Source organism: Marixanthomonas ophiurae, from assembly GCF_003413745.1.
Lineage (GTDB): Bacteria > Bacteroidota > Bacteroidia > Flavobacteriales > Flavobacteriaceae > Marixanthomonas > Marixanthomonas ophiurae.
The window spans coordinates 853,883-866,115 of sequence record NZ_QVID01000001.1 but is presented as its reverse complement, the minus strand read 5'-3'; the positions used below and the strand labels follow the sequence as shown (position 1 = coordinate 866,115).

The window sequence follows — 12,233 nt, the reverse complement described above, 5'->3', positions numbered from 1 at the left end:
CTCGAAACACTCAGCAACCTTACTTATATTCATTTAATAGTAAATTTCAATAAAAAAAGCATCAAACTCCAAAGAAATTAGATCTTTCTGGAACTTGATGCTTTCAACTTACTGTAAAAATTTTTACTTCTCCTCTTCGGGTTCGTTCATTACAAAAGTATCCATAAAAGCCGTGGTGTAGTTTCCGCTTACATAAGCCGGATCGTCCATTAACTGTCTATGGAATGGTATTGTAGTCTTTACACCTTCGATAACAAACTCATCTAAGGCACGTTTCATTTTACTAATAGCCTCTTCCCTTGTTTGGGCTGTGGTTATTAGCTTGGCTATCATAGAATCGTAATTTGGCGGAATAATATACCCTGCATACACATGTGTATCAAGCCTTACTCCATGACCTCCTGGAGCGTGCAATACTTCTATTCTTCCTGGAGAAGGTCTAAAATTGTTGTATGGGTCTTCTGCGTTAATTCTACATTCAATGGCGTGTAATTTTGGTAAATAGTTTTTTCCTGAAATAGAAACACCTGCGGCTACCAAAATCTGCTCACGAATCAAATCGTAATCCACAACTTGTTCGGTAATCGGGTGCTCTACTTGAATACGGGTGTTCATTTCCATAAAGTAGAACTTACGGTGTTTATCCACTAGAAACTCTACAGTACCAGCTCCTTCGTATTTAATAAATTCAGCAGCTTTTACCGCAGCTTTCCCCATGTCGTCCCGCAACTTTTTAGTCATAAACGGGCTTGGAGTTTCTTCGGTCAATTTTTGATGACGACGTTGTATGGAGCAATCACGTTCACTTAAATGACACGCTTTACCATTACTATCACCTACAATCTGTATTTCGATATGGCGTGGCTCTTCAATTAGCTTTTCCATATACATATCGTCATTACCAAAAGCAGCTTTACTTTCTTGACGCGCAGACTCCCAAGCATCTTGAAGGTCTTCTTCTTTCCAAACGGCACGCATTCCTTTCCCACCACCCCCAGCACTTGCTTTAAGCATGACTGGATAACCGGTTTCTTTGGCAATTTTTTTACACGCTTTAAAATCTGGAATTACACCTTCACTTCCTGGAACACAAGGTACACCTGCTTCGCGCATAGTAGCTTTGGCTCTTGCTTTGTTCCCCATACGGTCAATCATATCAGGAGAAGCACCAATAAACTTAAAACCGTGCTCTTCACAAATTTTAGAAAACTTGGAGTTTTCTGATAAAAATCCGTATCCAGGATGAATGGCATCTGCATTAGTAATTTCAGCTGCAGCAATGATATTAGAAATTTTTAAATAACTTTCATTACTTGGCGCAGGGCCTATACACACAGCTTCGTCTGCAAAACGAACGTGCAAACTTTCTTCATCTGCTTTACTGTAAACCGCAACGGTTTTAATACCCATTTCGCGGCAGGTTCGGATAATACGAAGTGCTATCTCTCCCCTATTGGCAATCAATATCTTTTTAAACATAACTTTCTGAAATTAACAAATTCCAAATCCTAAATTCTAAAAAATTCAGACTTCGATTCGAAATTTTAGAGGTTATTTATGAAGGATCTACTAAGAAAAGTGGTTGATCAAATTCAACTGGAGAAGAATCATCTACCAATACTTTTACTATTTTTCCTGAAACTTCACTTTCAATTTCGTTGAAAAGTTTCATCGCTTCAATAACACATAGTACATCTCCTTCTTTTATTGTGTCGCCTACTTCTATAAAAACAGGTTTGTCTGGAGAAGGTTTGCGGTAAAAAGTTCCGATTATTGGAGATTTTACAGTAATGTATTTTGAATCGTCATCACCAGCTGGTTCTTTACTTTCAGATGCTGGAGCGGCTGAAGCTTCCGTTTGTTGTGGAGCAGCCGAAGGGGCTACTTGTTGTGGCTGTGCAGCCATCGCTGGCACTTGCTGAATATACGTCGTCTTGTCTTTACCATCCTCTGTTCCGGTTTTAATGGTAATTTTAACATCGTCCATTTCAAGTTTTACTTCACTGGCTCCGGATTTTGCCACAAACTTGATTAAATTTTGAATTTCTTTTAACTTCATATCAGTTGGTTTAATCTTTCGTTTTTTATTTTGCATCGTAGGCCCATTTTAAGTAAATAGCACCCCAAGTAAAGCCTCCCCCAAAGGAAGCAAATACTAAGTTATCTCCTTTTTTTAAATGTTTTTCGTAATCGTAAATACACAATGGTAAAGTTGCTGATGTTGTGTTACCATATTTATGGATGTTCATCATCACTTTTTCTGAAGGAAGATTCATCCGTTTTGAAGTGGCATCGATTATTCGCTTGTTTGCTTGATGCGGCACTAACCAATTTACATCTTCACCAGTTAGGTTATTACGATTCATTATTTTTTCACTTACATCTGCCATATTTGAAACTGCAAATTTAAAAACCGTTTTTCCATCTTGAAAAACATAGTGCTTTTTATTTACAACTGTTTCTGCAGAAGCTGGTAAAAGGGAACCACCAGCATCTATTTTCAAACTTTGTCGCCCTATTCCATCACTGCGTAAAATTTCATCCTGAAGTCCGTAGCCCTCTTCATTGGGTTCAAAAAGCATAGCGCCTGCTCCATCTCCAAAAATAATACAAGTTGTTCGATCTTCATAATCGATAATAGAAGACATTTTATCTGCCCCTATCAACAGTACTTTTTTATAGCGTCCCGACTCAATATAGCGAGCGGCAGTTGACATTCCATATAAAAAGCTTGAACAAGCAGCTACTAAATCGTACGAAAAAGCGTTTACGGCACCTATTTGGGTGGCTACGTAAACGCCTGTTGCTGCTACCGGCATATCGGGTGTGGCTGTTGCCATAATCACCATATCGATGTCTTTAGGGTCGGTATTATTCTTTTTAAGGAGATCCTCAGCTGCTTTAATAGCAAGAAAAGAAGTTCCTTTGTCTTTATCTTTTAAAATTCTACGTTCTTTAATTCCAGTACGGGATGTTATCCATTCATCATTGGTTTCAACCATGGTTTCAAGAATCTCGTTGGAAAGCACGTAGTCCGGCACATAGCCACCGACAGCGGTAACTGCTGCTGTGATTTTGTTCATAGATTTGAATTAAATTCACCAAAAAAGGTTTCAGAACCTTTTAAAGGAAGTGAAAATTACTAAAAATTCATCAAAATGGAGGGTAAAATGGGGTGTTTTTAACGTTTACAAGTTCAAAAACAAAAAACTCCCACTGGTATGTGAGAGTTACTTGTTTTAAGTTTGAACGCTCTATGCTTCAACCTCTTCTACAGCATCGATTACAATCTGTCCTCGGTAGTATAATTTACCTTCGTGCCAGTGTGCTCTGTGATATAGGTGAGCCTCTCCCGTTGTAGGATCTGTAGCTATTTGAGGGGCAGTAGCTTTATAATGTGTTCTTCTTTTATCTCTTCTTGTTTTCGAGATTTTTCTTTTAGGATGTGCCATTGCTCTATATTATTTATCCGTTAATAGTTTTTTTAATTCGTTCCAGCGAGGATCAATTTCTTTCTCGTCTGGATTTTTATCATTATTAGGCTGTAATTCTTCAAGTTTATCGAGTATCTCACTTTTTAACGTACCGTCTTCTACTCCTGGATGTATCTTTTTTATCGGCATTGCCAATACAATAGATTCATATACAAATTGCTGTATGTTAACTTCGTAACTTCCGTGAGGTAGAATTAATAAATCTTCATCTTCTACGTTAGTTTCTTCGCCAAACTTTACAACAAATTTATATTCTCCGTCTAGTTTCTGGTCATACGGCTCATTGCTAACATCGCAATTTACATTTACAGTTCCTGTATAAAACAAGGTAAACTCTAACAATGTTGCCTTTTTAACCAACAATACGTCTAGTTTTATAGTCGCATCGTTAAATTCGTTATACTCAAAATGCTCAAAGAACGGTTTTTCAATCGTAAATTTAAACCAGTGTTCGCCTATTTTCAACCCTACAAAAGGGATCGTAAACTCTTTCAATTCCTTCATAATCACACCAATTTCTCATTCCCACCTTACTTGTAAGGCGGGTGCAAAGATAAAAAATTATTTGAATAGCAAATTAATTTATCGTTTCTTTTTTGAAAAGGATTTTTTTTGACTAGTTTTTAAAGGATTTTTTGAAATTTTCTTGTACTCTTTTCGCTTTTTATAAATTTGAATAGCACTGAAAACAGCTTCTTTAAACGACTCATAATCTGCTTCATTTTTTCCAGCTACATCATAAGCCGTGCCGTGGTCTGGAGACGTTCTAACTCTATTGAGCCCTGCTGTGTAATTTACGCCTTTTCCAAAAGCAAGTGTTTTAAATGGAATTAAACCTTGATCATGATAGGATGCAATAATGGCATCAAAATTTTTATAATTACCAGAACCAAAAAAACTGTCGGCGGCGTAAGGACCGTAGACCAATTTGCTATTTTCCCGCAGGATTTCCAAACTAGGCTTTAAAACAGTATCGTCTTCATTACCAATAACACCATTATCTCCGTTATGGGGATTGATACCTAATACGGCTATTTTAGGCGCTCTTATGCCAAAATCCTGAATTAAAGTGTTGTGAATAGTATTAATTTTTTTTTCTATAACTTCAGAAGTAATGTTTTTCACCACATCTTTTACAGCAACATGATCAGTAAGCAAACCTACACGCAAACTACCTGAAATTAATAACATCAAACTGTCACCTTTTAGTTCTTGCGCAAGATAATCTGTATGACCTGGGAAGGTAAAAGTTTCAGATTGTATGTTAGATTTGTTGATTGGAGCCGTTACCAAAACATCTATCTTTTTATCTTTTAATGCTGAAACAGCAGATTTAAGCGATTTTATAGCATACTCCCCTATTTTTTTATCTTCTGACCCAAAATTAATATCTACATGTTCCTCCCAAACGTTGAGCACATTTATTTTTTTATGAGCTATTTTATCGAGCGAATCAATCCCGTGAAAGTTGAGATCAAGGTTATATTGTTTTTTGAAAAAGGATAGTAGTTTAGTCGAAGCAAAAATTACAGGTGTACAAAACTCTAACATGCGGGAATCTTCAAATGTTTTCAGCACTATTTCGCTACCTATTCCATTAAGGTCGCCTATTGAAATCCCTACAATTGTTTTTTCCTTTTTCGCCATAGCCGTTAATGCGGTTTTTAATTTCTATTTTTGCAATACAAATGTAACTAATTTAAGGATGTTTACAGGAATTATTGAGCGGGTTGGTAAAATAAAAAAGCTAACCAAACAAGGCAGTAACCTTCATATAGAAATAAAAAGTGATGTGTCTTCGGAATTAAAAATTGACCAAAGTGTGGCTCACAATGGCGTTTGCCTTACTGTGGTTGAAGTAAAGAACGACAGCTACATTGTAACTGCTATTGATGAAACATTGCGAAAAACCAATCTTGGAAATCTTAGTAAGGGCGATTCTATAAATCTAGAACGTGCTATGAAACTTGGTGACCGATTGGATGGACATATTGTGCAAGGCCACGTAGACCAGATTGGCGTTTGCAAATCTGTTGCCGAAGCAAACGGAAGCTGGGTTTTTACCTTTACCTATAAAGAGGAAAAAGGAAATGTAACCATTGAAAAAGGTTCTATTACTATAAATGGGGTGAGCTTAACGGTTGTAGGTTCTAAAAAAAATGAGTTTAGCGTTGCTATCATACCTTATACATATGAAAACACGAACTTTAAAGAACTGAAAAAGGAATCGGTTGTTAATCTAGAGTTTGACGTAGTGGGAAAATACGTAAGACGTATTACGCAGGGATATCGTTAGAGCGGTATTTTTTTATAAAAAAGTAGATGCCTAAAGCCAATCCTAACCCTACAAGGATAAAAATATTATCATCAATAGGAAATTCTGGGCCATTCATAGTACCCCCACCTTCATTAGGTGGTGGTGGTCCAGAGGATGTCTCTGCAAGAGATTGCCCAAGGCTTAGCGCACTATTGTAAAAACTTAGTGCAATGGTTAATATGAAAATGATTCGGGATCGCATAGTTGGGGTCTAAAGTACTATTTTTTTATTAATTTCAAAGTAAAATTAAAGTTATCCAATAATTATTAACTCATTTTGCTGCTTTATATTACTGTTTCAAATAAAAAATTATAATTTATAATTCTATGAAAAAGTAAATTAAAGCTGTTTTTAAATAAAATCATCAATATAAAAAAGTAATACGAAATTGAAAACTTTTATAATTAAAAAAAAGAACTAAACTCTTTAAACCAAATAAAAGTGGTCCCACATGGGCTCGAACCATGGACCCCCTGATTATGAGTCAGGTGCTCTAACCAGCTGAGCTATGGGACCAGAATGGCTGCAAATGTAAAACACTTTACAGTTAATGCAAACATTTTTTTACAATAATTACACTTTTTGTCTTTTATTCTATTTCTTGACAAAGTTCAATTAACACGCCATTGGTTGATTTTGGGTGTAAAAAAACCACTAATTTATTATCAGCACCTTTTTTGGGTTCTTCATTAATTACAGTAAAGCCTTCTTGTTTTAGGCGTTCTATTTCTTTCTTAATATTACTTACGGAAAAAGCAATGTGATGGATTCCCTCTCCCTTTTTTTTAATGAATTTTGCAATAGGACTATCTGGATTTGTCGCTTCTAGAAGTTCAATCTTACTTTCACCACATCTAAAAAAAGAAGTCGTTACACCTTCCCGCTCCACATTTTCTGTTTTGTAATGTTCATATCCCAGCAAACTTTTGTAAATCTTATTTGCTTCGCTTATATCCTTAACAGCAATGCCTATATGTTCTATTTTTTTCATTTGTATAACTTGTTATCTATTTCAAAATTACAAAATCTTTACAGTTGTATCTGCAATCATTTTCAAAGAATTTATATAGTATAAGTTATCCAGCCTCTTGTTTCCCTTTGGTCTTGTTTCAATTAAATACATGGTTGTTAGTATTAATTGTCCTACTTTTGCAGTATGAGTACAACAGAAAGTAACAGACAGAAAAAAATTGCAGGGGTGTTACAAAACGACCTTGCTAAAGTTTTACAAGAATTGCTTCGCGAATCGGGGCAGTTAAGCACGATTTTAACCGTTTCAAAAGTTTCGGTAACAGTAGATCTTTCCATTGCGAAGGTGTATGTGAGTGTTTTTCCTTCCGATAAAGCAGAAGCTCTTATAAAGGAACTTAAACAACTTACCCCAAAAATAAAACACCAGATAGCACAGCTTACCAAGCATCAGCTACGCAAAATGCCCGATCTTTCTTTTTACAATGACGATTCTATGGAGTATATTCAAAACATAGAAAAAGCGGTAAAAGACAAGGAAAACCCAATCGAAAATCCGGATTTACTCCCTAAAAGAAAAAAATCATAACATTGAAATTTCCGCTCTACATCGCCAAGCGGTATTTATTTTCAAAAAGTAGCAACAACGCTATTAATATCATTACAGGAATTGCAGCTTTAGGTGTTATTGTGGGGGCTATGTCTTTGTTTATTGTTCTCTCCGGTTTTTCTGGCTTAAAAGACTTTAGTCTTCAGTTTACAAACGTTTTTGATAGCGATTTAAAAATATTTCCTGAGAGCGGAAAAACAATCAATTTTTCTGAAGCTTCCGAAGAAAAACTAAAAAACATTACAGGCATTGAAAGCTATTCAAAAGTAATAGAGGAACGCGTGTTCCTTCAATATAAAGGCCGAAACCATATTGCCTACATAAAAGGCGTGGATGAAAATTACAATGCAGTAAATCCTACCGATAGCATTTTGTTTTTAAGTAATTGGTTTACGCCCGGTCAGCAAGAAGTGGTCATTGGCTTTAATATTGCCCATAAACTTTCCGTGGGAGTAAACGATTACACCGATTTATTGGATATTTACGTGCCGCGCCCCGGAACTGGTCAAATTTTAGCCACCGATGTTGCCAACGCGTTCACTAAAAGGAATGCCGTAGTTTCAGGTATTTATGATGTAAATGAAGAATTGAACAGCAAATATGTATTCAGTGACATCAATTTTGCCCGTAGTTTACTGAAACTGGACAGCACTACCGTTTCGTCTATTGAGTTGAAATTAAAGCCGGGTGTTTCAGAAGCTGAAATACGTCAAAAAATTAAACCTATCTTTTCAGAAGAAGTACTTATTAAAAACCGCATTCAGCAAAATGACGCGTTGTATAAAATGTTGAATACTGAAAACATTGCCGTATACCTCATTTTTACTTTGGTGCTAATTATCGCTCTTTTTAATGTAGTTGGATCTATTATCATGATGATCCTTGATAAACGAAAGGACATTAAAACCCTCTATAATATGGGTGCTACCCTGAAAGACATACGGAAAATTTTCTTCCTTCAAGGCACGCTCATGACCACATTTGGCGGTTTGCTGGGCATTGGCTTAGGAATGTTATTGGTTTGGGCACAGCTACAGTTCGGGTTTGTGAACATTACCCAAACACTGCCATATCCTGTAAAATTTAAGATTATAAATGTGGTAGTCGTATTTGTAACGATTACCATTTTAGGACTGATTGCTTCAAAGATTGCATCGAGTCGAGTTCGGAAAAAACTGCTTACTTAAACAAATTGGTGATCACCAAATTTTTGTAACACCTCATCGAAGGCAGCAAAAACATCGACGCTGTCATCGCTTGTTACCATTTTCATTCGGTACGGTTTAAAGTCTGGAATACCTTTAAAATAATTAGTATAATGCCGACGTGTTTCAAAAACACCTAATTTTTCACCTTTCCAGTCGATTGCCATTTGTAGGTGGCGGCGAGCAGCTTCCACACGTTCTTCCATCGTTGGGGGTAATGCGTGTTTTCCGGTTTTAAAGTAGTGTTTTACTTCTTTAAAAAACCAAGGATACCCAATACTCGCTCGGCCAATCATGGCACCATCAAGTCCATACTTATCACGCATTTCCATTGCTCTTTCTGGTGTATCTACATCGCCGTTTCCAAAAACAGGAATGTGCATGCGAGGATTGTTTTTAACTTCGGCAATAGGAGCCCAATCAGCACTGCCTTTATACATTTGTGCACGAGTGCGACCATGAATGGAAATAGCTTGGCAACCTACATCTTGCAGGCGTTCGGCCACCTCTTTAATCATAATGGTGTTTTCGTCCCACCCTAAGCGCGTTTTTACAGTAACAGGCAACTTGGTGTGTTTTACCATGGCTTCGGTTAACGAAACCATTAAATCAATATCCTTTAAAATACCGGCTCCAGCGCCTTTGCTCACCACCTTTTTAACCGGACAACCAAAGTTAATATCAATAATATCCGGACCGCTAGCTTCCACTATTTCCACGCTTTTTAGCATAGAATCGAGGTTCGCACCAAAAATCTGAATACCCACAGGACGTTCTTTTTCGTAAATGTCAAGTTTCATTGTGCTTTTGGCAGCGTCACGAATTAATCCTTCCGAAGAAATAAACTCCGTATACACCACATCGGCCCCTTGCTCTTTGCAAAGCGCACGAAAAGGGGGATCACTCACGTCTTCCATGGGTGCGAGCAACAGCGGAAAATCGCCTACATCTATGTTTCCAATTTTTGCCATACTTCGGCTCCGCTCAGTATTAACAAATACTATTTAGCGGAAGTTTTTTAATGATTTATGTCTGCAAAATTACGGAAAATACGCTAGGAAACAATTATGGACTAAAGAAGTCTATTTTCTGTTAATTGATACGGTTTTTCTCATCAGTTGTAGTAGATCGATTATTATCGCGCAAACGAGCATTGCCAAAGTTATATTTAAAACCTACTGTAAACACTCTGCTTTCCACTTGAGCGGAAAAATAATTATCTTGATTATAATATTGGGAAACTTGCCGATAATTAGTTGCTGTGTTAAAAATATCGTCAATCCCTGCCGTAATACTGGCTTGATTGTTCCAAAAAGACTTTCGGAACGAAATATTTAAAAAGTAGCCGTTTTTAAAAGATGTGGAACCTTGAATAAAGTTAGACAAATATTGTGATGATAGGTCTGCCGTCCAAGACCTGTCTTTAGTCAACGTAAAATTAGAATATACATAACCATAGAATCCAGCCGTATGGTTTTTATAAGTTCTCGGGACACTTTCTACTGCCAAAAATTTGTTTTCCAAATAATACGTAGAAGTTATCACGTAAAAATAGAGCCAATTTGGTAAATTTCTTGGGGTATATTGTATGTCGAAACTATATTGAAAATCGCGTAACAGGTTTGCTTCACTGTTACGTAGTGTTCTGTTTTCATTGTCTTGAAAAGTCAAAGCGCTCAATGAATTGTCTATCGTTTCATAATACGCCTCAAAATTCCACACATTGTTAAACGAATAATTCAGTGCAATTTTATCTGAAATTCCAGGCACCAAGCGCGGGTTTCCTTCATTGAAATTATTCTCGTTTATAAAATAGCGGAAGGGATTTAAATTTTGATAGTTAGGCCGTGAAATACTTTTGGTGTATGCAAAACCAGCACTGTGCTTTTCATTAAAACTGTACTGTCCCGAAACTCTAGGAAACAACTTAAAATAATCGTCTGTATTCGTTTCGCCTAACGTTCTTGAACGGCCTTCCACATCGGTATATTCGCCCCGTAGCCCTGCAACAAGACTAAAATCGCCAAATATTTGCTCGAAGTTTATGTATTCGGCATATACTTTTTCACGATAATTGAAATCATCTGAAAAAGATGGATTGAACTGCATACCGCCCATATCGGTATCAAAAAAATCAAGTTTGCTGTTACTGTCTATGTTACTGTATTTTACACCGGCTTCCAAAGTTCCTTTCCAAAAGGAATGGGTTAAATCTGCTTGTCCGGTAAAAATATTCGTGCCTTGGTCAGCATTGGTTGAAAAACTATTTTGGCGCAATAAACTGCCTGCGGGATCATTGTATGTGGTAGCCACATCTTGTAACCGTTCGTTATTATAGTCTGTATAATTAGCTGAAACCGTTATATTGGAATTTTCTGGATTCAACAAAACCCTATAATCACCTGTAATGGATAATGTGTGCGTATTTGATCCTAGGTCGCTCAGTGTAGTAAACGTACTATCGATTACTCGTTGGGCATTTCGTATAACTGCAAAGCCATTGTTGTCAAACGTTTCGTTCGGATTTATGGAAAGCGTGGTCGCTAAGCTTATAGTCTGTTTTTCATCAAGGGTAAAATCCGCAATCAAATTTCCTTGGTGGGCATTGGTACGTGTAATTTTTTTAAAATCGGTATTCCAAATAGAATTGGTACTGCCATCAGGGTTAAAAAACCGAGTGAAATTTTCATCTTCCTTAAGGTCTTTTCGAGTATTAAAACCATAGCTTCCGTAAAAATTAAGCCAATCATTTTTATAAAAATGTGAGGTACCCAATTGATATTTTGGATACGTTCCTTGTTTGTAAGATCCATTAAACGAACCTTTATAGCCTATGGAGATCGCTTTTGAAGTATTAATATTTAATACTGTTCCCGTAGCACCATCATACTTGGTCGAAGGGATTGTAATCACCTCAACCGATTTAATGTTTGAAGCATCGGTATTTTCAAGCAGAGAAACAACCTCAGATGAGCTTAGGTGCACCCGCTTTTCATTAATATATATTTCGGGACTTTGAAATTTAACCTGAATAGACTCGCCTATTACCACTACACCTGGTGTTTTTTTCAATAGATCAAAGGTGCTTCCTATAGAAAGTGAGGTGTTTTCAACATTAAAAACCAGTTTTCCAACTGTTTTTTCGATCGTTGGTTTTTTTGCAGTAATTATAGTTTCGTCTAGGGTTTCAGTAGTTTCTTGTAAGGTTATTGTGCCTATATTTTCTTCGGAAGAGACAGAAATTACTTTTTCGATTGTCTTAAACCCTACAAAACTAAAAGTAAGTTTATATTTTTTAGCTTCAAGGCCGTTCAGTAAAAAACTTCCGTCTTTATTTGTAGTTGTTCCTTTGAGAGGTTCTATAGCTTCACCTTCAAAAACAAGCACATTTACAAATGAAAGTGGGTTGCTTTTAGCATTAATAATCTTCCCAGAAATTGAAAATTCTTGTGCAAAAAGTGAGGTAGTACAAAATAGCAAGACCAGAAAACACAGTCTTTCCATGATTAAGATTTGGTTTGTTATTCTTTTTTTTTAATGCGATTTAAGGGGAGATGAAGCAGGCTTCAATTAAATACACAGCTTTTACAAATATGTTAATATTATCTTAAACTCCCAAAGAGTGAGTAATTTTTTC

At 36.4% G+C, this 12,233-nt stretch carries 13 protein-coding genes and 1 tRNA gene; 3 read left to right on the top strand and 11 right to left on the bottom strand.

Going from position 1 to position 12,233, the window contains the following annotated elements; all coding sequences use genetic code 11:
• Nucleotides 1-123: 123 nt before the first annotated feature.
• The 6 genes from accC to pdxA all read right to left on the bottom strand — a co-directional run bounded on the left by accC (nt 124) and on the right by pdxA (nt 5,141).
• Nucleotides 124-1,479 carry an acetyl-CoA carboxylase biotin carboxylase subunit gene (accC, locus tag DZ858_RS03895; protein ID WP_117158222.1) on the bottom strand — a complete coding sequence of 452 codons (1,356 nt, stop codon included), beginning with the start codon at nt 1,477-1,479 and terminating at the stop codon, nt 124-126.
• Nucleotides 1,480-1,555: 76 nt separating this feature from the next.
• Nucleotides 1,556-2,059: an acetyl-CoA carboxylase biotin carboxyl carrier protein gene (gene accB / locus DZ858_RS03890; RefSeq protein ID WP_117159508.1), complete on the bottom strand. Its 504-nt coding sequence runs from the start codon at nt 2,057-2,059 to the stop codon at nt 1,556-1,558.
• Nucleotides 2,060-2,084: 25 nt separating this feature from the next.
• Nucleotides 2,085-3,083, bottom strand: coding sequence for a beta-ketoacyl-ACP synthase III (locus DZ858_RS03885; RefSeq protein WP_117158221.1), 999 nt, complete (start codon nt 3,081-3,083; stop codon nt 2,085-2,087).
• A gap of 171 nt (nt 3,084-3,254) precedes the next feature.
• Nucleotides 3,255-3,452, bottom strand: a complete 198-nt coding sequence (gene rpmF, locus DZ858_RS03880) for a 50S ribosomal protein L32 (RefSeq protein ID WP_116694094.1) — start codon at nt 3,450-3,452, stop codon at nt 3,255-3,257.
• A 9-nt stretch (nt 3,453-3,461) separates the two neighbouring features.
• Nucleotides 3,462-3,998, bottom strand: a complete 537-nt coding sequence (locus DZ858_RS03875; protein WP_117158220.1) for a YceD family protein — start codon at nt 3,996-3,998, stop codon at nt 3,462-3,464.
• 78 nt (nt 3,999-4,076) lie between these two features.
• Nucleotides 4,077-5,141, bottom strand: coding sequence for a 4-hydroxythreonine-4-phosphate dehydrogenase PdxA (gene pdxA, locus DZ858_RS03870; RefSeq protein WP_117158219.1), 1,065 nt, complete (start codon nt 5,139-5,141; stop codon nt 4,077-4,079).
• Between the two features lie 58 nt (nt 5,142-5,199).
• Here pdxA and DZ858_RS03865 point away from each other — a divergent pair, with 58 nt between their 5' ends.
• On the top strand, nt 5,200-5,790 hold the full coding sequence (locus DZ858_RS03865; RefSeq protein ID WP_117158218.1) for a riboflavin synthase: 591 nt from the start codon (nt 5,200-5,202) through the stop codon (nt 5,788-5,790).
• Here DZ858_RS03865 and DZ858_RS03860 read toward each other — a convergent pair.
• From DZ858_RS03860 to mce, 3 genes are all read right to left on the bottom strand, one after another.
• Nucleotides 5,771-6,013: a hypothetical protein gene (locus DZ858_RS03860; RefSeq protein WP_117158217.1), complete on the bottom strand. Its 243-nt coding sequence runs from the start codon at nt 6,011-6,013 to the stop codon at nt 5,771-5,773. The genes DZ858_RS03865 and DZ858_RS03860 overlap by 20 nt on opposite strands.
• 241 nt (nt 6,014-6,254) lie before the next feature.
• A tRNA-Ile gene (locus tag DZ858_RS03855) sits at nt 6,255-6,328 on the bottom strand.
• Between the two features lie 73 nt (nt 6,329-6,401).
• Entirely contained in the window at nt 6,402-6,803 is a 402-nt protein-coding gene (mce, locus tag DZ858_RS03850) for a methylmalonyl-CoA epimerase (protein WP_117158216.1), read from the bottom strand.
• A 165-nt stretch (nt 6,804-6,968) separates the two neighbouring features.
• On the opposite strand from mce, the gene rbfA reads away from it, so the two are divergent.
• Together rbfA and DZ858_RS03840 are read left to right on the top strand one after the other, a co-directional pair.
• Entirely contained in the window at nt 6,969-7,370 is a 402-nt protein-coding gene (gene rbfA, locus DZ858_RS03845) for a 30S ribosome-binding factor RbfA (RefSeq protein WP_117158215.1), read from the top strand.
• 2 nt (nt 7,371-7,372) lie between these two features.
• Nucleotides 7,373-8,578 carry an ABC transporter permease gene (locus DZ858_RS03840; RefSeq protein ID WP_117158214.1) on the top strand — a complete coding sequence of 402 codons (1,206 nt, stop codon included), beginning with the start codon at nt 7,373-7,375 and terminating at the stop codon, nt 8,576-8,578.
• Here DZ858_RS03840 and dusB read toward each other — a convergent pair.
• Both dusB and DZ858_RS03830 read right to left on the bottom strand, forming a co-directional pair.
• Complete coding sequence (gene dusB, locus DZ858_RS03835) at nt 8,575-9,567, bottom strand: tRNA dihydrouridine synthase DusB (RefSeq protein WP_117158213.1); 993 nt, start codon at nt 9,565-9,567, stop codon at nt 8,575-8,577. The genes DZ858_RS03840 and dusB overlap by 4 nt on opposite strands.
• 121 nt (nt 9,568-9,688) lie before the next feature.
• A complete protein-coding gene (locus tag DZ858_RS03830) occupies nt 9,689-12,100 on the bottom strand; it encodes a TonB-dependent receptor domain-containing protein (protein ID WP_117158212.1) in 2,412 nt (803 codons plus the stop codon).
• Nucleotides 12,101-12,233 lie beyond the last annotated feature (133 nt).